25 protein-coding genes and 1 tRNA gene are annotated in these 24,194 nt (G+C 44.3%); 21 read left to right on the plus strand and 5 right to left on the minus strand.

Features of this window, described 5'->3' with window-relative positions; genetic code table 11:
• Positions 1-102 precede the first annotated feature (102 nt).
• Both epmA and RTN07_RS00250 read left to right on the plus strand, forming a co-directional pair.
• Positions 103-1,068 carry an EF-P lysine aminoacylase EpmA gene (gene epmA, locus RTN07_RS00245; RefSeq protein ID WP_312174671.1) on the plus strand — a complete coding sequence of 322 codons (966 nt, stop codon included), beginning with the start codon at positions 103-105 and terminating at the stop codon, positions 1,066-1,068.
• Between the two features lie 31 nt (positions 1,069-1,099).
• Positions 1,100-1,579 (plus strand): DMT family transporter, encoded by a 480-nt coding sequence (locus RTN07_RS00250; protein WP_050323980.1) that lies wholly within the window; start codon positions 1,100-1,102, stop codon positions 1,577-1,579.
• Positions 1,580-1,592: 13 nt separating this feature from the next.
• Here RTN07_RS00250 and RTN07_RS00255 read toward each other — a convergent pair whose 3' ends face one another.
• From RTN07_RS00255 to RTN07_RS00275, 5 genes are all read right to left on the minus strand, one after another.
• On the minus strand, positions 1,593-2,276 hold the full coding sequence (locus tag RTN07_RS00255) for a hypothetical protein (protein ID WP_312174675.1): 684 nt from the start codon (positions 2,274-2,276) through the stop codon (positions 1,593-1,595).
• Between the two features lie 6 nt (positions 2,277-2,282).
• On the minus strand, positions 2,283-2,732 hold the full coding sequence (locus tag RTN07_RS00260; RefSeq protein WP_309593038.1) for a YaiI/YqxD family protein: 450 nt from the start codon (positions 2,730-2,732) through the stop codon (positions 2,283-2,285).
• A gap of 30 nt (positions 2,733-2,762) precedes the next feature.
• Complete coding sequence (locus tag RTN07_RS00265; protein ID WP_312174677.1) at positions 2,763-3,095, minus strand: protein tyrosine phosphatase family protein; 333 nt, start codon at positions 3,093-3,095, stop codon at positions 2,763-2,765.
• 63 nt (positions 3,096-3,158) lie between these two features.
• On the minus strand, positions 3,159-4,874 hold the full coding sequence (locus RTN07_RS00270; RefSeq protein WP_312174679.1) for a SulP family inorganic anion transporter: 1,716 nt from the start codon (positions 4,872-4,874) through the stop codon (positions 3,159-3,161).
• Positions 4,875-4,937: 63 nt separating this feature from the next.
• On the minus strand, positions 4,938-5,288 hold the full coding sequence (locus RTN07_RS00275; protein WP_409455521.1) for a metalloregulator ArsR/SmtB family transcription factor: 351 nt from the start codon (positions 5,286-5,288) through the stop codon (positions 4,938-4,940).
• Between the two features lie 256 nt (positions 5,289-5,544).
• Here RTN07_RS00275 and RTN07_RS00280 point away from each other — a divergent pair, with 256 nt between their 5' ends.
• The 19 genes from RTN07_RS00280 (at position 5,545) to rpoB (ending at position 24,102) form a co-directional block, all read left to right on the plus strand.
• Positions 5,545-6,426 carry an MBL fold metallo-hydrolase gene (locus tag RTN07_RS00280; protein ID WP_312174680.1) on the plus strand — a complete coding sequence of 294 codons (882 nt, stop codon included), beginning with the start codon at positions 5,545-5,547 and terminating at the stop codon, positions 6,424-6,426.
• Between the two features lie 17 nt (positions 6,427-6,443).
• Positions 6,444-6,887 carry a YgaP family membrane protein gene (locus RTN07_RS00285; RefSeq protein ID WP_312174682.1) on the plus strand — a complete coding sequence of 148 codons (444 nt, stop codon included), beginning with the start codon at positions 6,444-6,446 and terminating at the stop codon, positions 6,885-6,887.
• A 129-nt stretch (positions 6,888-7,016) separates the two neighbouring features.
• On the plus strand, positions 7,017-7,661 hold the full coding sequence (locus RTN07_RS00290; protein ID WP_198510466.1) for a phosphoribosylanthranilate isomerase: 645 nt from the start codon (positions 7,017-7,019) through the stop codon (positions 7,659-7,661).
• An 87-nt stretch (positions 7,662-7,748) separates the two neighbouring features.
• The gene (locus RTN07_RS00295) at positions 7,749-8,501 is read left to right on the plus strand and encodes an SDR family NAD(P)-dependent oxidoreductase (protein WP_312174685.1); all 753 of its coding nucleotides are present in this window, start codon (positions 7,749-7,751) and stop codon (positions 8,499-8,501) included.
• A gap of 16 nt (positions 8,502-8,517) precedes the next feature.
• Positions 8,518-9,744: a tryptophan synthase subunit beta gene (trpB, locus tag RTN07_RS00300; protein ID WP_036601146.1), complete on the plus strand. Its 1,227-nt coding sequence runs from the start codon at positions 8,518-8,520 to the stop codon at positions 9,742-9,744.
• 216 nt (positions 9,745-9,960) lie between these two features.
• On the plus strand, positions 9,961-10,182 hold the full coding sequence (locus RTN07_RS00305) for a hypothetical protein (protein WP_060996310.1): 222 nt from the start codon (positions 9,961-9,963) through the stop codon (positions 10,180-10,182).
• 4 nt (positions 10,183-10,186) lie between these two features.
• A complete protein-coding gene (gene trpA / locus RTN07_RS00310; protein WP_312174689.1) occupies positions 10,187-11,008 on the plus strand; it encodes a tryptophan synthase subunit alpha in 822 nt (273 codons plus the stop codon).
• Between the two features lie 148 nt (positions 11,009-11,156).
• Positions 11,157-12,062 (plus strand): acetyl-CoA carboxylase, carboxyltransferase subunit beta, encoded by a 906-nt coding sequence (gene accD / locus RTN07_RS00315; RefSeq protein WP_186303344.1) that lies wholly within the window; start codon positions 11,157-11,159, stop codon positions 12,060-12,062.
• Between the two features lie 24 nt (positions 12,063-12,086).
• Positions 12,087-13,436, plus strand: a complete 1,350-nt coding sequence (gene folC, locus RTN07_RS00320; protein ID WP_312174692.1) for a bifunctional tetrahydrofolate synthase/dihydrofolate synthase — start codon at positions 12,087-12,089, stop codon at positions 13,434-13,436.
• Between the two features lie 162 nt (positions 13,437-13,598).
• The gene (locus tag RTN07_RS00325) at positions 13,599-14,813 is read left to right on the plus strand and encodes an SPOR and LysM peptidoglycan-binding domain-containing protein (RefSeq protein ID WP_312174694.1); all 1,215 of its coding nucleotides are present in this window, start codon (positions 13,599-13,601) and stop codon (positions 14,811-14,813) included.
• Positions 14,814-14,978: 165 nt separating this feature from the next.
• Complete coding sequence (locus RTN07_RS00330) at positions 14,979-15,491, plus strand: DUF2726 domain-containing protein (RefSeq protein ID WP_286130449.1); 513 nt, start codon at positions 14,979-14,981, stop codon at positions 15,489-15,491.
• Positions 15,492-15,564: 73 nt separating this feature from the next.
• Positions 15,565-15,640 (plus strand) — tRNA-Trp (locus RTN07_RS00335).
• A gap of 73 nt (positions 15,641-15,713) precedes the next feature.
• Entirely contained in the window at positions 15,714-16,181 is a 468-nt protein-coding gene (gene secE / locus RTN07_RS00340) for a preprotein translocase subunit SecE (RefSeq protein WP_050323995.1), read from the plus strand.
• A 139-nt stretch (positions 16,182-16,320) separates the two neighbouring features.
• Positions 16,321-16,851, plus strand: coding sequence for a transcription termination/antitermination protein NusG (gene nusG, locus RTN07_RS00345; RefSeq protein WP_007116399.1), 531 nt, complete (start codon positions 16,321-16,323; stop codon positions 16,849-16,851).
• A 214-nt stretch (positions 16,852-17,065) separates the two neighbouring features.
• Positions 17,066-17,497 carry a 50S ribosomal protein L11 gene (rplK, locus tag RTN07_RS00350; RefSeq protein WP_007116398.1) on the plus strand — a complete coding sequence of 144 codons (432 nt, stop codon included), beginning with the start codon at positions 17,066-17,068 and terminating at the stop codon, positions 17,495-17,497.
• Positions 17,498-18,196: a 50S ribosomal protein L1 gene (gene rplA, locus RTN07_RS00355; protein WP_138018877.1), complete on the plus strand. Its 699-nt coding sequence runs from the start codon at positions 17,498-17,500 to the stop codon at positions 18,194-18,196. It abuts the gene before it with no gap.
• Positions 18,197-18,494: 298 nt separating this feature from the next.
• Positions 18,495-19,004, plus strand: coding sequence for a 50S ribosomal protein L10 (gene rplJ / locus RTN07_RS00360; RefSeq protein ID WP_138018878.1), 510 nt, complete (start codon positions 18,495-18,497; stop codon positions 19,002-19,004).
• Between the two features lie 69 nt (positions 19,005-19,073).
• Positions 19,074-19,445, plus strand: coding sequence for a 50S ribosomal protein L7/L12 (rplL, locus tag RTN07_RS00365; RefSeq protein WP_036597696.1), 372 nt, complete (start codon positions 19,074-19,076; stop codon positions 19,443-19,445).
• A 538-nt stretch (positions 19,446-19,983) separates the two neighbouring features.
• Complete coding sequence (rpoB, locus tag RTN07_RS00370; RefSeq protein ID WP_312174700.1) at positions 19,984-24,102, plus strand: DNA-directed RNA polymerase subunit beta; 4,119 nt, start codon at positions 19,984-19,986, stop codon at positions 24,100-24,102.
• Positions 24,103-24,194 lie beyond the last annotated feature (92 nt).

A 24,194-nucleotide genomic window follows, 5' to 3' on the forward strand; every position in this document is an offset into this window, starting at 1 on the left:
ATATTCACCATGACGTAAAGCAAAAATAGCCAGTATGGGAAAATACTGGCTATTTTTTTTGGGTCTGCTAATATTGTCGCAAATCCAACTATCCAAACTGCTATGTCAACCACTTATCAACCTACTTGCACCCTACAAACCGCCCAAGCCCGTGCTGCGATGTACGCCACCATTCGCCAGTTTTTTGCCGAGCGACAGGTGCTAGAAGTACAAACCCCGGTGATGTCACAGGCGGGCAACACCGATATATTTTTGCAATCCGTCTCTAGCAATGTCACTGTGGGTGACCATCCAACAACCTATTATCTGCACACCTCACCCGAATTTGCCATGAAGCGTCTATTGGCAGCTTGGCAAGTGCCGATGTACCAGATTTGCCCCGTGTTTCGCGACAACGAAATTGGCAGCCGTCACAACATTGAATTTACCATGCTTGAATGGTATCGTCCCAATTTTAGCTTGGATGAACTGGCAAAAGAAACCAATGACTTGGTGTCCGCGGTACTCGGCTATCCGGTGATTTTTGACCATTACCGCTATGTGGATGCCTTTATGGATTTTGTTAAAATTCATCCCTTCGATGCCAGTTGCGATACCCTCAAAGCCATCGCCAAAGATAATGGTCTGAACATTGATTTGGGGGAGGATCACCAAGGCTGGTTAGATTTGTTATTTAGTCATTTGGTGGAGCCTAATTTGGGAAAAGCGCTACCGACACTCATCTACGATTATCCTGTCGCCACTGCCGCGCTTGCCAAGACGGTCACAGACAAAGATGGCAATCGGGTAGCTAGACGCTTTGAGCTGTATATCAACGGTCTTGAAATCGCCAACGCGTATGATGAGCTGGCTGATGGACAAGCGCTGCGTCTGCGCTTTGATGAAGACAATGTGGCGCGTAAAAAACGCGGGCTACCTGTGATGCCAATTGACGAGAACCTGCTGGCAGCTTGTGATGCCCTGCCAGCTTGTAGTGGCATTGCGCTTGGCATTGACAGGCTGCTGATGATTAAAACGGGCAAAACCCATATCCGCGATGTCATCGCTTTCCCCACCCCTCACGCCTAACAGCAGTGAACTCAAAAAAATAGGAATTGACATGAAAATTTGGCATTTATTTTTGGGGCTGATGGCAGGCTTGGGCATCCCGATTCAAGCAGCGATTAATACCCGATTGGGTGCAATGTTTGGTGGTCAACCGTTAATGGCAGCATTTGTATCGTTTACGGTTGGCGCGCTATTATTGTTCTTAGTGTCTTTGCTATTTGTCGATTGGCAAGCGGTACAATCGGGTCTATCAGACATGCAAATCAGTGATTGGTGGAAATGGCTTGGCGGTGCGCTGGGGGCGTTTTTTGTTTTTGCGTCGATTTTTTTAGCGCCAAAAATCGGTGTTACCAATACGGTGTTTTTGTTTATTTTAGGTCAGCTGGTCATGGGCATGGTGGTGGATAGTTTGGGTTTATTTGGTATGCCTGTGAAAACCCTGCATTGGAGTAAATTTTTGGGGATTGTATTGATGCTGGTGGGCGTATCGTTTTTTATGTTTGGACAAAAATGGTTTGCTAAGTCGTCATAATGCTACGGCTGGGTTAATTTGCAAATCTAATCGCTAATTGCTGGATATAATCATTGAATTTGTGTTCATCTTGCGAACCAATCATCAAGGCATTGGGAATAGACTCATCTATACTCAATAACATCACCACACCAAAATCTTCCGCTTCAAAATAGCGCTCATGCGGCTGCCGCAGTTTGGTGATTTCACTGGCGATATGCTGTAATTTTTCACTCAAATCAGCTGGAATTGACCGTCCATCAAAATCATAAATTTGTGCATGGTGTTTCAATCCACCATTGACGCCATTAATAATCGCTTGCGCCAGTAAGAACTCCGCTAACGGTAATTCATCAAACCAATGAATTTCGCTTGGTTCAATCGCATCAAAGTTGCGGCTCATTTGCACCATCGGGTTATGCTGCTTTTTTGGACTTAAGTCATCTACATGAATGCCCCAAACGCCGTCATTATCGCAGGTTTTGCCAATGACGAGATGGTCGCCCAAGCGTTCTAACGGCAATAAACCAAGGTGATTAAAGCCACTATTGAGACTAGCAATATTGCCTAAAGCCAATAAATAATGATACAAACCTGCAGGTAGTTGAACGCCCAAGGCCTGCTCATTTTGCTCAATCATCGCCTGACTGACACCCAGCGGTTCGGGGTGATTTTCTAGTTGATACAATAACTTAATAGCACGAATAGGGTTTAGCATAATCAACTAGCGAATCCAAGCATTTAAAATATTGGCAAAGGCTTGTTTGTCTTTGTCGCTATAGGGCGCTTGTCCACCTTGCTGTGAAGGTTCTAACACGCCCGTACTTCGCATGGTATCCATAAAATCGCGCATATTAAGCTTTTGCTTGATGTTGTCTTTGTCATACACAAAACCGCGAGAGGTGACTACCTTGGCGCCTTTTTCAATGCAGTCATTGGCAAGTGGGATATCGCTTGTGATGACCACATCACCCGCCACACAGTGCGCTGCGATATAGTCATCCGCTTTATCAAAACCGCCTTCGACCACTGTCACCTGCAAAACTGGCAACCGCGGTAAAGCAATGGCACGATTGGCGACAAAAATCGTGGTCGTCTGCGTGCGCTCCGCGGCTTTGATGATGATTTGCTTGGCAATATTGGGAATTGCGTCAGCGTCTATCCATAGGGTGATTTTTGATGTCATGGCTTTCACTAAAAATGATTAGTCATCTAGCAAATCAAGCTGTTTGGCAGACTGAAATAACACGTTTGAGCGGTTACCCGAACGGCAGAACATAAACACGGGTTTTTCTGCTTGATTAAAAATCTCGGCAAACTGCTCAACTTGCTCACGGGTTAATTGACCCCCAACGACCGGTAGATAATGATAGGCGAGTCCTGCTTGCTGTGCTTCAGTAGCGATATCTGTTTGTAGCGGTTGGTTGGGTTCTTCGCCATCGGGGCGGTTGTTGATGATGGTTTTAAAACCCTGCGCTGCGATTTTGTCAACTTGCTGTGGCTCAATTTGACCATAAAAAACAGTATTTTTTGGCATGTTGTGTTTCCTTATAAAGTTAGCGTTGATTATTCATGTTTTTACTGACTACGACAAGTATATTTATTGGGTTAATTGTTTAACCGCTTGTTGCGTACTTAAAAATACCTTGCCTGTTAATTTTTGAATCACATCGGTTTTTTCAATCACATCCATCACAGGCCCTTTGACTTCCGAAAAATGTAGGGCGATAGCTTGAGCTGCCAAATTTTGGTTTAAATTGATGAGCATATCTTGTGCCGTCAAATCAATATGATTGACTGCCGACAACATCAGCACCAGATTTTTAGTCTGTGAATGTCTGACAATCGCTTGCTCAATAAACTGTAGTACGGACTGGGCATTACCATAAAACAGGCTTTCATCAATGCGAATGATCAACAAATCATCAAACTGGGTCACTGCATGGCGTGCAACATTACGAAAATGCCCGGTATCACCAATTTGACCCACAATCGCGATATGCGGGTGGCTGGTTTGCCAAATCAAACCTGCAAAGGAGGCAAACAGCCCCAGCACCAAGCCAATATTTAGCCCAAACAATAACACACCTGTGAGTGCCACGCCAAATGCCAGCGCATCGAGTTTGTCATAGCGCAGCGCTTGCTTGAGTGTTTGTACATCAATCAGGCTGATAATCATTGACATGATCGTAGCGCCCAATATGGCATAGGGAAGTGGCTCTAAAGTCTGGCTAAAAAACAGCAGCACCAATGCCATCACCAGTACCGACAAAATACTGGCAAGGGGACTTTGCGCGCCCGCATCGACATTTACCGCGGTGCGTGAGAAGCCACCGACAATGGTAAACGACTGAAAAAACGCACCTGCGATATTGGCAACGCCCAAGCCTTTGAGCTCCAGATTAGCATCGTAAGCTTCATGGCGTTGTCGGGCAAATGAGCTGGCAACCGAGTTGCTAGAGACAAACGCAATCAGCGCCATCAATCCTGCTGCAGGCAATAGATTGATGAGTTCTACGGGCGAAATCTGATAAAACGGCAGCACAAAATGCGGCAAACCACTGGGTACATCCGCCACTGTGCGAATACCTATAGCGGCAAAGTTGCCAAATTGACTGGCGATAATACCGATTGCCAGCACCGCAAGGGGTAACATACGCGTGATGACCTCAATGATTTTGGGGGCTAATAAAGGCTTGAGCCAAGTTTTAAGATAATAGCGGTTGATAAACAGTATGGTGAATGCCGCAACACCGACCATCAAGGTGGGCACGTGCAACTCACGGCGGTGAAACAAAAAAGTTTCAACATTCTCTAGCAGTGAATTGCCACTGATCGCGATACCCGTCACATATTTGATTTGCCCGACCAAAATCAAAATCGCCGCACCACTAATAAACCCTGCCGTCACGCCACGGCTAATAAACTGGGTAATCCAGCCGAGCCGAAACACGCTTGCTAGCCACAATAGTGCCCCTGTTATCAGCGCCAAAAATGACGCCATAATGGCGTAATGCATCGGTGGTAATTCGTTATAGGGCTGCAGCGCTTGTGCGGTCATAATCGCCGTAATTGCCACAGGACCGACGGCATTGACCGAGCTTGCGCCAATCCACGCATACACCAGTACCGGTACAATCGCTGAATATAACCCATATACAGGGGGCAACCCTGACAGCATGGCATAACCCAAACTTTGCGGAATCACCAAAATACCCACGATAACACCCGCCAACAAATCTTGACTGAGATTTGCCTTGTTATAGTGCGTTACCCAGTGGGGTAATCGTCGCAAGTTGGCTAAATGTAATGGCAAGGTGGTTATTCCGATAAAGTGGTTACTCTGATAAATTAGCGGATTGGTTAGCTTTAGACTTAATTATTTTGTCTGACAAAAGCGATCATACAGTACATTGAGGATTGCTAAGGCATCCTCACTGGCGACTGAATAATAGATTTGTTTGCCCTCGCGGCGGGTGTTGACCAAACCATCTTTACGCAAAATCCCCAATTGCTGCGACAGACTTGGCTGACCGAGTCCCACTTTCTCCTCAAGCTGGCTCACACAATGCTCACCTTGCGTCAATTGACACAGCAGCATCAAGCGGTCAGGATGAGATAACGATTTTAACAACTGGCTGGCTTTTCCTGCAGCAGCGTGCATTTGATGGAGCATGGTTGCATCCATTGACACAGGCGCATCGGACTGCGGTTCGGCAATTTCAGACATGACTTTCCCCCAAAGTGTTTTGATGGCTGATACGCAATGGCTGATACTAAGTGCTGCTACCATCAAACTTATCACATAATTTTAAAATCAATAAACGTTTGCGCTAATACAATATATTGAAAAACATATTATAAAATAATATAATGAATTGAGCAATGCCTTGCAATGCGGCTATTATACAAAAGTATAAAGTGTTTTTTCAGTTGAAATTGCCATAAAGATATGCCAAAAGCGTTTTTAGATAACAGGAAAATTTATGAACATTCATTCTTTTTTAGACAACGACACTGAAACTTTTACCCACGTTCTAGTTGATGAAGCTAGCAAACACTGTGCCATCATCGACCCAGTATTGGATTTTGACCCAGCAGCCGGCAAAATTAGCTATGACAATGCCAATGAGGTCATTGGGTTTATCAAATCACAAGGGTTGACCTTAGACTATATCATCGAAACCCACGCCCATGCCGATCATTTATCGTCGGCGCCTTATATCAAGGCGCAATTAGGCGGTAAAATAGTGATGGGTAAATATATCGATAAGGTGCAAAAAACCTTTAAAACCATTTTTAACTTTGACGACCTAGCCACCGATGCCAGTCAATTTGATATTTTGACTGAGGAAGGCAGCGAGCTAACACTGGGTGATTTGAGCATTACCGCCATGCATGTACCGGGTCATACCCCAGCCGATATGGCATATAAAGTGACGGATAAAAGCGTAGGCAAAGAAAAAATTGCGGTATTTGTCGGTGATACTATTTTTGCCCCTGATGTCGGCTCTGCACGCTGTGACTTTCCCCATGGTAGTGCTGAGGATTTGTATGACTCGATTCAGCGTTTATTAGCCTTGCCCGATGATACCCTGCTGTATCTTTGCCATGATTACCCACCCAAGGGCGGGCGTGAGCATATCGCAACGGTTTGTGTCGGTGAGCAAAAATTACGCAACATTCATGTCAAACAAGGGACGCCTAAAGCAGAGTTTGTACGAATGCGTAACCAACGTGACAAAACACTTGCAATGCCACGTTTGATTTTGCCATCAGTACAAGTTAACATCAATGCAGGTGAATTGCCAAAACCAGAAAACAATGGCGTTCGCTACCTTAAAATTCCCTTAAATCAATTATCATAAAATAAGGAAAATAATAAATGAAAACCAATGTGGGCAACAAAGAGCGTATCGCGCGTGTTGTGGCAGGTCTAGCTTTACTAAAATCAGCGAAAAGCAAAAAGATGAAAATGCTTGGCTTAATACCCTTAGTATCGGGTGCGACAGGTCATTGTCCTTGTTATAGCATGCTCGGTATCAACACCGCCAAATCAGCAGCAGATAGCAAAAAGCACGCTAAAGCGCAATCCAAAGACCATGCTAAAGATAGCGCTGATGACAAAAGCACAGTGATTGACAGTGTCATGCAAACAGCTGAAACCTTAAAAGAAACAGTTCAAGAAAAAAAAGAAACAGTTCAAGAAAAAGCAGCCACGCTTCAAGAGACTGCTCAGGAAAAAATAGAAGAACTTGCAGAAGCGAAGAAAGCTGACGATGCAGACAAGGTGGAAAAGTCAGAACAATCAGAAAAAAAAGAGGCTTAATCTAGGCGGCTTTAATTTAAGCGAATGTGACATTCGTTATAGCCTAATAAAAGACTGAGAAAAGGCATCCGTTTGGGTGCCTTTTTTCGTTATACTAGCTTTTATCATTCCCAAGACAAACACAACTCAATGAAAAATACAGCGGTCAAATTTTGCGGCTTTACCCAACTTGAAGATATTACAAATGCGGTCAATCTTGGCGTCGATGCGGTGGGTTTTGTATTTTATGAGCCAAGTCCGCGAGCGGTGACCGCCGAGCAAGCCTGTGAGCTTGCCAAAGCGGTGCCTGCGTTTACCACGGTGGTGGCATTGGTGGTCAATATGCCCGAGCAAGAATTGGTTTATCTATCGCATCACGTGCCGTTTGATATCATACAGTTTCACGGTGATGAATCGCCGCAAGAATGCAAGCTGATGGCGGATAGAATCAATAAACGCTGGATAAAGGCATTACGTATCAGCCATGATGACACCACGGAGACGATTGTCACCCAAATTCAAGAACTTAAAGACTTTGGCGCGTGTAGCGTGCTACTTGACGCCTATCATCCCGATAAATTTGGCGGAACGGGCGATAGTTTTGATTGGGATAAAATCCCTAAAAACTCACCTTTACCGATTATTTTGGCTGGTGGATTGACGGCGGATAACGTGGGCGAAGCGATTGCCAAAACCAATGTGTATGGCGTGGATGTCAGCGGCGGCATTGAGTCAGCAAAAGGCGTTAAAAGTTTGGCGAAAATGCAAAAATTTATTGAACAAACTCGCAAATAAATCCTGTAAGGATAAAGATTGCTTTTCAAATAAATTGGTATATACTAACGTACTAGTATATTAGTACATAAAATTATAGGTAACAATATGAATATCTTGGTCACAGGCGTAACCGCAGGGTTTGGCAAAGCGATTGCCGAATTACTCATCTCAAAAGGTCATACCGTCATCGGCACTGGCAGACGCCAAGAAAAACTGGATGAACTACAGACCCAACTGGGCGATAACTTTATCCCGCTAAACTTTGACGTATCGGACTTGCCCACCACCAAAACCGCGCTACAAACTTTGCCAAATGATTTGCTTACCAACATCGATGTACTGGTCAATAACGCAGGATTGGCACTGGGACTTGAACCCGCGGATAAAACAGACTTTGCCGATTGGCAACAAATGGTCAATACCAATATTCTAGGCTTGATTCACTTAACCCATGAAATCCTGCCTAGTATGGTCGCCAACAACGACGGTTACATTATTAATTTAAGCTCAACCGCAGGCAATTATCCGTATTTTGGTGGTAATGTGTATGGCGCGACCAAAGCCTTTGTGACCCAGTTTAGCCTAAACTTACGTGCCGATTTGGTCGGTAAAAATATCCGTGTCAGTAATATCGAGCCAGGACTATGTGGTGGCACAGAGTTTAGCAATATTCGCTTTCATGGCGATGACGCCAAAGCCGCCCAAGTTTATGACAGCGTGCAATATGTCACCCCACAAGATATCGCCAATATGGTGGCATGGCTGATTGAACAGCCCAAACACGTCAATATCAACCGTATCGAAGTCATGCCCACTGCACAGACCTTTGCAGGTTTAAAAGTCGTTAAAGATTTATAAAATTAGAGAGAAAATAATGAACATTCAAAACCCAACTGAAGTAAAAGACTTCAATCAATACCCAGATGCCAGCGGACATTTTGGCATTCATGGGGGACGCTTTGTCTCTGAAACCCTGATGGCGGCATTAGAACAACTTGAGCATATCTATAACACTGCCAAAGCTGACCCCGAATTTTGGAAAGCTTTTCAAGACGACTTGGTCAATTATGTTGGCAGACCAACGCCACTTTATCATGCTAAGCGCCTAAGTGATGATATCGGTGGCGCGCAGATTTATCTTAAACGTGAAGACTTGAACCATACAGGCGCTCACAAAGTCAACAACACCATCGGTCAAGCGTTGCTTGCCAAAATGGTCGGCAAAAAACGCATCATTGCCGAGACAGGCGCAGGACAACATGGCGTAGCAACTGCCACCATCGCGGCGCGTCTAGGCTTAGAGTGCGTGGTGTATATGGGCGCAGATGATGTCGAACGCCAAGCCATGAACGTGTATCGTATGCGTTTGCTTGGCGCAACAGTGGTACCTGTCACCTCGGGCACTCGCACGCTCAAAGACGCCATGAATGAAGCCATGCGTGACTGGGTCACCAATGTCGATAGCACTTATTATGTCATTGGCACTGTCGCAGGTCCGCACCCATACCCCATGCTGGTGCGTGACTTTCAAGCCATTATCGGCAAAGAAGCCAAACTACAACACTACCAAAAAACAGGCAAACTGCCCGATGCGTTGGTCGCTTGTGTCGGTGGCGGTAGTAATGCCATTGGACTATTTTATGACTTTTTAAATGATAAAGACGTCAAAATGTATGGTATCGAAGCCGGCGGTGATGGGGTCGAGACAGGCAACCATGCTGCACCGCTTACCGTCGGTCGAGTGGGGGTATTACACGGCAACCGCACGTATTTGATGGCGGATGATGATGGGCAGATTTTGGGCACCCATTCGATTTCAGCAGGGCTTGATTACCCTGGTGTGGGTCCTGAGCATAGTTTCTTAAAAGATATCGACCGTGTGCAGTACGTACCTTGTACCGATGAAGAAGCGATGGTTGGCTTTCGTGAATGTACCCAAAAAGAAGGCATTATTCCTGCACTAGAAAGCTCGCACGCCATTGCGTATGCGTTGAAACTTGCCAAAACCATGTCAAAAGACCAGTCGATTATTGTCAATCTGTCGGGTCGTGGGGATAAGGATTTGCACACGGTCATGAAACGTGATGGGATTGAGATTTGATTTACGACTTAGACTGGCTAATCGCTGAATATTGAGCCAAGAAAAAACTCAAATATCTGTATTGTTGGGGAAATACGCCACGAACGGACGGTTAAGTATCAAATGCGTGTTTTAGCCATTGGTATAATCCACAGGTTAATCTGTAAGACTGAACACATTTTTTCAAGATATGTCCGAAGTCTATAATCAAGAATTATTAAAATAGAGTGAAAAAATATGAATCATGAAGAGATTTTAAAAATTAATGAAAGTCATAAATTGGTGCAAACGGATACAAAATGGGAGCAACGTAAAGGTTGGGATACAGATACTTATTGGTATGACGAGATGGATGAGGATGATAAGTTGGTAGCTAAACATATTGTTAAAGATGAAACTTGTATATATCCACCTTTTAATCGCAACATAACACATCAAAGTCGAAAAATTGAAGAGTGAAATCATGACAACCCGAATTGAAACCACATTTAACACGTTACGAGCGCAAAACAAAAAAGCTTTAATTCCTTATGTGATGGCAGGCGACCCAAACCCAACTGTTACCGTCAGCTTACTACATGAACTCGTTGACCACGGCGCAGACGTCATCGAAGTTGGCTTGCCATTTTCCGACCCGATGGCAGACGGTGAAACTATCGCACTCGCAGGCGAGCGCGCAATGGCAGGTGGCACCAGTACCCGCCAAGCGATTGAGATGGTAAAAGCGTTTCGTAAAACCAACACCACCACGCCAGTGCTAGTCATGGGCTATCTGAATCCGATTGAAATCATCGGTTATGACAAGTTTATTAGCCTTTGTCAAGATGCAGGGATTGACGGTGTTTTGATGGTCGATTTACCGCCACAAGAAGCGGGCGATTTTACCCAAAAACTCGCCAATTCCGCAATGAACGAAATCTTTTTACTTGCGCCAACCACCTTGCCAGAACGCCGCGAGCAAGTGTTAAAACATGGCGGAGGTTTTATCTATTATGTATCGGTCAAAGGCGTAACAGGCTCAAAAGCATTGGATGCCCAAGATGTGGGCGAGCACGTCCAAGCGATTAAAGCACAAACTGCTTTGCCTGTGTGTGTTGGTTTTGGTATTCGTGATGGTGCATCGGCAAAAGCAGTCGGACAATATGCGGATGGTGTGATTGTGGGTAGTGAGCTAGTGAAAAACTTTGCGGATGTGGGCAATGATGAACAGAAAATTGCCCATGCCAAAAAAGCCATCTTAGATAAAATGGATGAGCTAAGAGAAGCGATTGATAGTCTTGAGTGATAGAATGGTTTGAGGTATTTGAGGTTAATCATTTCATTTATTGCTAAAATCAGTTAGCATACGCATTATAAAATGAGTTTGTACTTGTACACTCAAAAAACTACTATTCATTGGCACTCTTAAATTGCACTGTTAATAGGGACTTATTATGAGCACTGATATGAAGCCTCAACCGATGGGACAGACACTGGAAGAAACTTGGTTAAAACGCCCATTACCCACCATCAAGCCGCGTGCCAAGCAAATACTGACGGCGGTTGAGACCGAACCATCGACTCAATGTCCCAACTGTAATTCAATCATCACCAATACGGCGCTGATTTTTAATAATTATGTCTGCCCATCGTGTGATGAACATCTTAGCATGACCGCCCGCACGCGTCTGAACTGGTTTTTTGACCAAGTAGATGATGAGCTAGGGCAGCAGTACCAAGCAGGCAATCCATTAGACTTTGTCGATAGCAAGCCTTACCCAACACGAATGAGCGAAGCGCAAGCCAAGACAGGCGAAACCGAAGCGCTTATCGTCATGAAAGGCAAACTTCAGCGGCTATCCGTGGTGGCTTGTGCGTTTGATTTTGCTTTTATGGGTGGCTCAATGGGTTCTGTGGTAGGTGATCGATTTGTGCTCGCTGCCGAGACGGCGCTCAAAGAACAAATCCCGCTGGTATGTTTTGCCGCATCGGGTGGCGCCCGTATGCAAGAGGGCTTGTTATCACTCATGCAAATGGCGCGTACGGCGGCAGCGATTGAGAAACTCAAACACGCCAATATTCCTTATATTGTGGTACTGACCAATCCTGTGTATGGCGGTGTGACGGCATCACTTGCGATGTTAGGCGATATCCATTTGGCGGAGCCCAAAGCCATGATTGGTTTTGCGGGCAAACGGGTGATTGAACAAACCGTTCGCGAAGTGCTGGGCGAGCCCTTCCAGCGCGCTGAGTTTTTGGTAGAGCATGGTGTGGTCGATCAGGTCGTCCATCGTTTACAAATGAAAGAAACGATTCATCGCTTACTCAAAAAAATGACCTATTTTTGTCAGGCTCACTAATTCATTATTATCACGGTTTTATCCATGCAACAGTCAAGCTTACCCGTCGCACCCCCACCATCCCCATTGCCGCCTAGCGTTTCAAACTCGTTAACCGAGTGGCTAAACTATATGCAAGGCATCCATGTGTCCGCGATTGATATGGGGCTTGAGCGGGTGATACCCGTATTTCAAGCATTGGGTATAAAGCAAACCGATGCCTTTGTGTTTACCGTGGCAGGCACCAATGGCAAAGGCTCAACCACCGCCACTATTGCCGAGATTTGTCAACAAGCAGGCTATAAAACCGCTTTATATCAATCGCCGCATTTACTGGTGTTTAACGAGCGTGTCAGAATTAACGGAGAAATGGTCGATGACCAAACTTTGATTGATGCGTTTGCCAAAATCGAGCAGGCGAGAGTGGATTGTGGGTTGACGCTGTCATTTTTTGAAATGACGACGCTTGCCGCGTTTTTGATTTTTGCCCAAAACCACTGTGATGTCTGGGTATTAGAGGTGGGGTTAGGCGGTCGCCTCGATGTCGTCAATGTCATCGAGCCAAACCTTGCGGTGATTACCAATGTGGGTATCGACCATGTCGAATGGCTCGGCGACACCCGTGAAAAAATAGCCGTAGAAAAAGCCGGTATTTTGCGTGATAACCTGACATTGGTATATGGCGAAACCGATATGCCATCAACCATCGCGCCTTTGATTGCACAGCACCATGCCCATTTGCTACAGTTTGGCAAAGATTATGGCTACCGCCATACTGAGGCGGCAGTGACATGGCAATATAGCAATAACGCGGTGACTTTATCGTTGCCTATCCCCAATTTGTCTTTGCACAATACCGCAACGGCTATCACCGCCCTCTTAGCCAGCCCATTAACCATAACCCAAAACCACATCCAAGCTGCGTTACCGAAAGTAAAATTGGCAGGGCGTTTTGACAGCAGACGCATGTCAGCTCGCCAATGGGTATTTGATGTTGCCCACAATGAGCATGGGATGCAGTTTTTGCTCAAGCAGTTGACGCCGTATGTGCATGCTTACCAACGCCAGCATCCAACCGCCAAATTGCATTTGGTCATATCCATGCTCGCTGATAAAGACATCGAGCCCGTGCTCGCCCATCTACAGCAATTCTCCCAGACGGTTATGCCGATTGACAGTGCTCACAGCGGCGTTATATCTCACCCTAGAGCCAGTAGCCAAGAGCGCTTAACTGAGTTGTTACCACGCTACTTTAATTCTGTGTCTATTTTTGAGGATTTGAATTTGGCGACCCAATCGGTGATTGACCAAAGCCAAGAGAATGACCTAATTTTGGTGTGTGGTTCTTTTTATACCATCAGCGGTGTACTGACCAGCCAATCACTCAGTGAATAACGAATTTGTGCGTCAAATGATTTTACTTTTCAAAATTTTCAGTTAATATCTTAACAATGGTAAAAACTGCTAACGCGAATTTTGCTATGATTAGTCAAAATTCGTTGATTTTTATAGGTTGAAAAAATCATTTATCAAGACACATAAACTAGGGTAATTGGCATGAAATTTTCTAAGCAAGCATTATTGGGTACAACGGTATTGTTAGGCGGTAGCGTGCTGTTATATGCCACTATGCACCAAGTCTTGAAAGCGCCTGCTAAACCTGCAGCCAATAGCCAACAAGTTATCGCTAAACCCACGACAGATAAACAATCAGCAATCAGCAACGAGCCACTCACCGCGGATATCGCAACCGAAAAAAATTTACTGGCGCAAAAACAAAAAGAACGGGAGCAACGGGTCGCTGCGCAAGAACAACAAGCCCAGCAATACATGACCGAGCAACAGCGGATTGAAGCCGAAGCTTTGGCGCGTAGCCGTGCTGAAAATCAACTGTATGCCAACAAAAATGCCGCCAATACCAATTCGGTGGTTGCCAGTTCAGTGACCGCGATTACCCAACCTGTGGTAAAGCCCCGACCCGTTGACACGGTCGCCGCACCACCACAAACGCAAGCTGCACTACCCCCCAATAGCCTACAAAATAGCGCACAGAGCCAAAGCGCTGCGAAAACCCAAAATACTGCACAAATCATAGCTACGCCAAAGCCCACGGTGGCAGCACCCGTCGTTGCACAGCCGCAGCCCGCGGCAAAAGCCACCCCTAGCAATCCTGGCACCTATCAAGTCAAGGCAGGCGAGGGGTTGATAGGGTTATCACGTCGCTACAATGTGCCAGTCGACGTATTGGCAAGCGTCAATAATCTCGACACCACCAGCAATTTACGTGTCGGGCAAACTATCACCATCCCGACTTCGGCACAAGTCAATCGTATTACCCAGCAAGCCCAAGCGCGAGAGCAACAACGTCAAAATGAGATGGCCCGCAAAAAGCAAGAAGAGCAGTTAAAAGAGCAAAAACGTCAACAAGAAATCGCCCAGAAAAAACTAGAAGCTCAGCAACAAGCCCAAAAAAAACAAGCATTCCAAGCGGCACAAGACAATTTAAGGCAGGCGCGTCAGACAGTGAAACAAACGGATGCCAAAGGTACGTTTGGGGTACAAGTCGCATTGGCAACCGACCAAAAAAAAGCCAATGAAATCACCCAAAAATTACAAGCGGCAGGCTACAAAGTCAAAACCACCCAAACGAGTAAAGGAGTACGTATCGTCGTAGGTCCAGAAAAAGGCAAAATCGCTGCCTTGGCGCTCAAAGACAAGCTCAATAACGATAGCCGCGTGAATGTCAATAGTGGCTGGGTGCTTTACTGGTAAGCCTATTTAACCTTTTAAAGCCAAACTATGCAAACAAGGCCAAACAACCCAAACAATGCGACATTTTGTGTCGCATTGTTTGTCTATGTGCTTGTGAAAATCACCCAATAGAGGAATAATGCTCCCTTGTGGTAATTATCCTATAGATATGAGTGTGTGGTTAGTGTGACAATTTTTTTAGTGTTAGCGTTTGTGGTGTTTATCCTGTTAGTGTTTGCCTTTCGTAGTAGTGGCAGTAGCCGAGAAGAGGTTATTAAGCCAGTTCGGGGAGATGAATTAGCGGTATGGCCGTTTGAGCCGATGCCGATTATGACACCAACCGAAGTGATATTTTTTAATCGCTTGCAGCAAGCCGTGCCTGAGCTGATTATTTTTGGGCAAGTACAGCTATCACGTATTATCATGCCAAATGACGATGACGATACTGACCAAGGCTTTTGGTTCAATCGTATTTGCCGTATGAGTGTTGACTATGTGCTGGTCGATCAAGACAAGCAAACCGTACTATTGGCAATTGAATTAGACGACTGGACGCACAACACTCGCCGCCGTCAGCAGCAAGACGAAAAAAAAGACAAAGCGCTATTGAGTGCAGGTATTCCGATACTACGAATCAATGGGGAAGCTATGCCGGATGCTGCGCTTTTACGCCGTAAAATCTTAGCGGTGCTACGCTAAGATTAAAATCGCAAAAAACTATAGAAAGTGTTGCATTCAAAAAAAAACTCGCTATAATACTCAAACTCAACATAGGCGATTAGTTCAATTGGTAGAGCGTCGGTCTCCAAAACCGAATGTTGGGGGTTCGAGTCCCTCATCGCCTGCCACATTTTAGTTAGTTTAGCGTATACGCTTTATTCTAATAATAAAATACGTTTTAATGATAGACAGGGCAGCCTTATGAAACAAATGCTAGAGAAAAAACTAGCAGAGCTCAATGGCAAAAGGATGTCTGGTGAAAAAGTGGTTGTCCACCAACCTGCCGCTATTGAGATTGCCAAACGACACTCCCCTAAAGATTTTGCCCTGTGGATTTTTGCTTTTGTTGCATTAATCAGTGCAACTTTAGTCAATCAATATTTACCCGCATATTGGCAACCCGCTAGCAATTTATGGACGCGAGTGGCTGTTATTGCTGGACTAATCATTGCTGCATTATTGGCACTGGCATTGACCAACCAAGGCAGTGCTTTTAAAACGCTGTTGCAAGATTCTCGCGTTGAATTACGCCGTGTGACTTGGCCGACCAAACAAGAAACCCTTGAATACACTTGGCAAGTTGCGGTAGTGGCTGGGATATTAGCCTTTATCGTGTGGTTATTAGATACCGTATTTAGCCAATTGATTCAATACGTCATTGGTCAATAGCAAAAATTTAGCCAAACCCTTTTATTTGACCCACATCTGTGGGTTTTTATCTATCTAGCAATATCAATATTTTACCTGCATTGCTCATCTTTGGTATAGTAGGCGATGTGTTTAGCAATGAATTAGAGGAAGATTATCCATGCGTTGGTATATCGTACAAGCATTTTCAGGCTTTGAAAAACAAGTGCAGCGTTCATTGATTGAACGTATCAATCGCAGCGAATACAAAGAATCGTTTGGTCAAGTACTTGTCCCAACCGAAGAAGTTATCGAAATGCGGGATGGCAAAAAACGCAAATCTGAGCGTAAATTCTTTCCAGGTTACGTATTGATTGAAATGGATATGAACGACAATACATGGCACTTAGTTAAAGACTGTCCACGTGTGATGGGCTTTATTGGCGGTACGCCAGAAAATCCTGCGCCGATTACCCCAAAAGAAGCCGATACCATTTTAAATCGTTTAAATACCAACGAAAACAAACCACGTCCAAAAACCTTATTTGAACCAGGTGAAGAGGTGTTGGTCATCGATGGTCCGTTTACCGAGTTTAGAGGCTTGGTGGAAAAAGTAGATTACGAAAAATCACGCTTACAGTTGACCGTCAATGTCTTTAACCGTCCAACCCCGGTTGAGCTAGAGTTTAAGCAAGTAGAAAAAATTAACTAATTTCTGATAGGTTTTCTTTTTTAGGGGTTTTTGAGCCTAAAATTGTAACTAAGTGCCAAATTTAGCAATTTTTGCTTTACCTAAGTAAAAATTCGCTTATAATATGGCACTTTATTTTTTCTGTTGTCTGCAAGATTGACAATATCACCCGGGGAGCCAGATAGCCATTCGATGAGTGGGAGTCTAGCGCTATTACCCATAACAGGAGTCTATCATGGCTAAAAAGATTGATGGTTACATCAAACTACAAGTGCCAGCTGGTAAAGCTAATCCATCACCACCTATTGGTCCAGCATTGGGTCAAAAAGGTGTGAACATCATGGCATTCTGTAAAGAGTTCAACGCAGCTACTTCTAGCATGGAACCAGGTCTACCTGTTCCTGTTGAAATCACTGTTTACAACGACAAATCGTTCACCTTCATCATGAAGTCACCACCAGCGGCGTTCTTAATTCGCAAAGCTGCAGGTGCTGCCAAAGGTTCAGGCGTACCGAACAAAACTAAAGTGGGTAAAGTCAACCGCGCACAGTTAGAAGAAATTGCTAACACCAAAAACGCTGACTTAACTGCTGCTGACTTAGAATCTGCGGTTCGCACATTGGCGGGTACTGCTCGCTCAATGGGTATTGACGTGGAGGGTGTGTAAATGGCTAAATTAACTAAACGTCAAAAAGCAATCGCTGAAAGTTATGATGCGAACAAACAATACACATTGGCTGAAGCGGTGGAAATCCTAAACAAATTGCCACCAGCAAAATTCAAAGAGTCAATCGATATTGCTATCAATCTAGGTGTTGACCCACGTAAATCTGACCAAGTGGTTCGTGGTGCTACTAACCTGCCTGCAGGTACCGGTAAAACCAAACGCGTTGCCGTGTTTGCACAAGGTGCAGCAGCGGATGCAGCAAAAGAAGCAGGTGCTGATATCGTAGGTTTTGAAGACCTAGCAGAAAGCATCAAAGCGGGCAACATGGACTTTGATGTTGTGATTGCGTCGCCTGATGCAATGCGCGTTGTCGGTCAATTAGGTACAATTTTAGGTCCACGTGGCTTAATGCCAAACCCTAAAGTAGGTACAGTTACCCCTAACGTTGCTGAAGCGGTTAAAAATACCAAAGCGGGTCAGGCAACTTACCGTGTTGATAAAGCAGGTATTATCCATACCACGATTGGTCAAGTAGGTTTTAGTGCTGAACAAATCGAGCAAAATGCGTCTGCATTAATCGCTGATTTGAAAAAAGCAAAACCTGCGACCTCAAAAGGTATCTATATCAAGAAAATCACTCTATCAAGCACGATGGGCCCTGGTATCAACTTAGATCCAGTACCTTATCGTAATGCTTAAGCTATCACGCTTGATGGTAGATTTTTAATATATTTTAAATTTAGTTCAGCACAAACGGGTTGTGCTGTCTAAGACCGTAGGTTCTATTGGTTTAATCATAATTCTATTGGTTTAATCGTAAATAGTTTAATTGTGAAAGTTTTTCACAGCCTACGCAGACGGGATGGCAGTTTAATTTACCATTGACTGCCACCGTATCGGAGTGATAATAAGTTGTACTTTAACTTATTATATTAACTAGGTTTATTGGTGCCCTAAGTTAATCATAACTAGGAAACTGATAATATGGAGACAACCCATGGCATTAAATCTTCAAGACAAACAAGCGATTGTTGCTGAAGTAAGTGAATCTGCCAAAGGTGCCCTTTCTGCTGTTGTTGCCGATGCTCGTGGTGTAACAGTAGGTAAAATGACCCAACTGCGTAAAGAAGCTCGTGCAGCGGGTGTTGATATGCGTATCGTGCGTAATACTTTATTACGTCGTGCGTTAGAAGACACTAACTACTCTGTGTTAAATGACGTATTTGTAGGTCCAACACTTATCGCATTCTCAACTGAACATCCAGGTGCTGCGGCACGTTTGTTCAAAGAATTTGCTAAAACAAACGATAAGTTTGAAATTAAAGGCGCAGCTTTTGAAGGCGAGTTTATCGCTGCTAAAGATATCGATCGTTTAGCAAGCTTACCAACTTACGACGAAGCGATTGCGCGCTTAATGGGTACGATGAAAGAAGCCGCTGCAGGCAAATTTGTTCGTACTTTGGCAGCATTACGCGACAAAATGCAAGGCGAAGGCGAAGCCGCTTAATTTATTTAAGCAAACTTAGCTACGCTTAGGATTTTTTAAACCAAATTCACTTATTTAGGAATACACATCATGGCATTAACTAACCAAGAAATTCTTGATGCAATCGCTGAAAAATCAGTAATGGAAATTGTAGATCTTATCTCTGCAATGGAAGAAAAATTTGGCGTATCAGCCGCTGCACTAGCAGCAGCACCTGCAGCAGCTGGTGATGCACCTGCAGCAGAAGAAAAAGACGACTTCAACGTCGTATTAACTGGCGCTGGCGACAAGAAAGTAGCTGTTATTAAAGCAGTTCGCGAAATCACTGGCTTGGGCTTAAAAGAAGCTAAAGACCTAGTTGAAGGCGCACCACAAACAGTTAAAGAAGGTGTAGCGAAAGCTGAAGCTGAAGAATTGAAGAAAAAATTAGAAGAAGCAGGCGCATCAGTAGAATTGAAATAATTCTCGCACTTAAGTTTTCTAAACTTCAAAAAGCTATTATTGCGCTTGCAATAATAGCTTTTTTTTATTATAATCATTCTCTTGACCTTTCGTGTCTGATTGAACATAAGATGGCACACGCACCAAGGACAGAATTGTTCCATGCAAGTTAGAAAGTCTGGTAATGCGTAAAAAAAACTTGAGCTAAATACCCCAAAGGTGTTTGGCTTTTTGTCGTCTCTACAGTTTTTGTTTATTCGATTTTATATTATAGCGTCGATTAGGTTATCCATCCTGTGATGATTAACTTATCCGCTGATTGAGCAAGGTTTTAAGATTTCCGTTAGGAAATTGGATGTAAGTTGGTGACTTAAGACTGTAAGAATTGGGTCATCAAATCTTTTAAAAATAGATTCCATCGTTAATAAATGCGCAAAAAACTTAATTTCCTAACAGGAAATGTGGTGATTTGTGGCTCTATCGGTGCACAGCAGTATCGGTGCACTGAAGTATTGATAGATGGGTAGGCATTAACGCTTTGAATGTTTAAGGACTTTTAATGGCATACTCGTATACTGAAAAAAAACGCATTCGTAAAAGTTTTGCAAAGTTGCCCACCGTCATGGATGTGCCATACTTATTGGCCATCCAAGTTGACTCGTATGAGCAATTTTTGCAAGAAAATAAAAAGCCAAAAGGTCGGGAAAACATTGGTTTACAAGCCGCTTTTAATTCTATTTTCCCTATTGAAAGCCATACTGGCAATGCCGAGCTACAATTTGTTGAATACTATCTAGGTACACCAGAGTTTGATGTGCGCGAATGTATTTTACGTGGTTCAACCTATGCAGCGCCATTACGTGTCAAAATCCGTTTGGTCATCAAAGATAAAGATGTTAAAGACAAAGATGCCAAAGCAGCAATTAAAGATATCCGTGAACAAAGCGTCTATATGGGTGAAATCCCATTGATGACCGAAAATGGTACCTTTGTGATTAATGGTACTGAGCGTGTCATCGTATCGCAACTACACCGTTCACCAGGCGTATTCTTTGACCATGACAAAGGCAAATCACATTCAAGTGGTAAAGTGCTGTATAACGCTCGTATTATTCCTTACCGTGGTTCATGGTTAGACTTTGAATTTGATGCCAAAGATTTGGTGTTTGCTCGTATTGACCGCCGCCGTAAATTATTGGCAACGGTGATTTTGCATGCCATTGGGATGAATACACAGCAAATTTTAGATGCGTTTTATGAAAAAACCCACGTCTATAAAGGTGATGAGCAATTTGAAATTGATCTTGTCACTGACCGTTTACGCGGTGAAATGGCGCAGTTTGAAATCGTTTCACCGGATGGCGAAGTGATTGTCGAACAGGGCAAACGTATCAACGCGCGCGCGATTCGTAAAATCGAACAAGCCGGTATGACTAAATTACCTGTGCCTGATGAATACTTGTATGAGCGTATTTTGGCACAAGATATCGTGGTGGATGATGAAGTCATTGCACGCGCTAACCAATTGCTCGATCACGAGACTTTGGTCAAAATCAGCAATAACGACATTAAAGAATTTGATATTTTATTCACTAACGATATCGATCATGGTTCATACATTGCCGATACACTGCGCGCGGATACCGCGATGAGCCGTGAAGAAGCGTTGATTGAAATCTACAAAGTGATGCGTCCAGGTGAGCCACCAACACTCGATACAGCTGAAAAACTGTTTGAATCGATGTTCTTTAACGCGGACCGTTATGATTTATCAAATGTCGGTCGCATGAAGTTCAACCGTCGTTTGGGCCGTGCCTATGAGCCAACCAATGACCCTGATGTGCAGCGTGAACGCAGTGTGTTGACCAACGAAGATATTATTGACGTATTAAAAATGTTGATTGAAATTCGTGATGGTCGTGGGGTAGTGGACGATATTGACCATTTAGGTAACCGCCGTGTCCGTTCAGTTGGTGAGATGACAGAAAATCAATTTCGCGTCGGTTTAGTCCGTGTCGAGCGTGCGGTTAAAGAGCGTTTAAGCTCAGCTGAAACAGATAACTTGTCGCCACAAGATTTAATCAACTCAAAACCTGTGGCAGCCGCTATTAAAGAGTTCTTTGGTTCATCACAATTGTCACAGTTTATGGACCAAAACAACCCATTGTCAGAAATCACCCATAAGCGTCGTGTTTCTGCATTAGGTCCAGGTGGTTTAACACGTGAACGTGCAGGCTTTGAAGTGCGTGACGTACACCAAACCCATTATGGTCGTGTGTGTCCGATTGAAACTCCTGAGGGTCCAAACATCGGTCTGATCAACTCACTAGCCGTCTACGCTAAAACCAATGAATTTGGTTTTTTAGAGACTCCGTATCGTAAAGTAGTTGACGGTAAAGTGACGGATGAAATCGAATATCTATCAGCGATTGAAGAAGTGGGTACTGTGATTGCACAAGCGGATTCGCCGATTGATGAAAGCGGTCAATTGACAGAAGATTATGTCTCTGTGCGTAACTATGGTGAATTTGTACGTATGGCACCAGAGAAAGTGACCCATATGGACGTATCACCGCGTCAGGTTGTGTCTGTGGCAGCAAGTTTGATTCCATTCTTGGAACATGATGATGCCAACCGTGCCTTGATGGGTTCGAACATGCAGCGCCAAGCGGTACCCACTTTACGTTCTGACAAACCACTGGTTGGAACGGGTATGGAGCGTCACGTTGCCCGTGACTCCGGTGTGTGTGTGACTGCCAAACGTGGCGGCGTCATTATGGACGTGGATGCGAGCCGTGTCGTTGTAAAAGTGAATGAAGATGAAATGCAAGCGGGTGAAGCGGGTATTGATATCTACAACTTAATCAAATACACCCGTTCAAACCAAAATACCTGTATTAACCAACGCATTATCGTCAACCAAGGTGATGTCATTGCGCGCGGGGATATCTTGGCAGATGGCCCATCAACCGATTTGGGTGAGTTGGCATTGGGTCAAAACATGCGTGTGGCGTTCATGCCTTGGAACGGTTACAACTTCGAAGACTCGATTTTGTTATCTGAGCGTGTGGTTAAAGAAGATCGTTTTACCACCATTCACATCCAAGAATTAACCTGTGTGGCGCGTGATACCAAATTGGGTACGGAAGAAATCACTGCCGATATTCCAAACGTGGGTGAGGCAGCCCTAGCTAATCTAGATGAAGCAGGTATTGTCTATATTGGTGCGGAAGTGCAAGGTGGCGATATCTTAGTGGGTAAAGTGACACCAAAAGGTGAAACCCAGCTCACCCCTGAAGAAAAACTACTTCGTGCAATTTTCGGCGAAAAAGCCGCAGATGTTAAAGATACGTCGTTGCGAGTGCCTTCTTCTACCAAAGGTACGGTTATTGACGTCCAAGTCTTTACCCGTGATGGCGTAGAAAAAGACAGCCGTGCGCAAGCTATCGAAAAAGCCCAGCTTGATAGCTATCGTAAAGACTTAAAAGAAGAATTGCGTATCTTTGAAAACGCCGCACGCGGTCGCATTATCTCATTGCTTGACGGTCAAACTGTCAGTGGTGGTGCGGGCTTAAAATCAGGTACGGTGTTGAGTGAAGCATCAATGCAAGACATGTCACTTGAAACATTGCTGGATATTCAGCCAACCCAAGAAGATACCGCAGAGCGTTTATCACAAATTGGTGACTTTTTAACCGATAAACAAAAAGAAATCGATGAAAAATTCACTGAGAAAAAACGCAAATTAACGGCAGGTGATGACTTAACGCATGGCGTTCAAAAAATCGTCAAAGTGTACTTAGCAGTGAAACGTCGTATTCAACCCGGTGACAAAATGGCAGGTCGTCATGGTAACAAAGGGGTGGTATCACGTATCATGCCGATTGAAGATATGCCATACGATGAAAACGGCAACCCAGTGGATGTGGTACTAAACCCACTAGGCGTACCATCGCGTATGAACGTCGGTCAGATTCTAGAAACCCACTTAGGCGGCGCAGCACGTGGTTTGGGTATCAAAATTGACGAGATGATCAAACAACAAGCGGCAGTTGCTGAGTTACGTGATTTCTTAGACAAAATCTATAACCAAATTGGCGGCGAGCAAGTGGACTTGGGCAGCATCAGTGATGACGAAATCATTGCCATGTCAAAAAATCTACGTGCTGGCGTACCAATGGGTACCGCAGTATTTGATGGTGCTAAAGAACAGCAAATCAAAGGCTTGCTAGAATTAGCGGGTATGCCAACCTCAGGTCAGCAAGTATTGTTTGATGGTCGTACCGGTCAACAGTTTGATCGTCCGGTGACCGTAGGTTATATGTACATGCTCAAACTCAACCACTTGGTTGACGACAAAATGCACGCACGTTCAACAGGTTCTTACTCACTGGTTACCCAGCAGCCATTGGGTGGTAAAGCCCAGTTTGGTGGTCAGCGCTTCGGTGAGATGGAAGTGTGGGCACTTGAAGCTTACGGCGCTGCTTATACATTGCAAGAGATGTTGACGGTGAAATCGGATGACGTGGAAGGTCGTACCCGCATGTATAAAAACATCGTCGATGGCGAACAAAGCATGTCAGCCGGTATGCCAGAATCGTTCAACGTATTGACCAAAGAGATTAAGTCATTGGGTATTAACATTGAGTTAAAAGATCATAGCAAAAGTAAAAACTAAGTCATGATTGTGAGTGTGGTGGCTTTAATAACGTCGCCATACTCAAACTCAATAGTTTACCTTTTTAATGACAAACGAATAAAAATTAACCT

Origin of the sequence: Moraxella sp. CTOTU46934 (genome assembly GCF_031979465.1) — a bacterium.
GTDB lineage: Bacteria > Pseudomonadota > Gammaproteobacteria > Pseudomonadales > Moraxellaceae > Faucicola > Faucicola tetraodonis.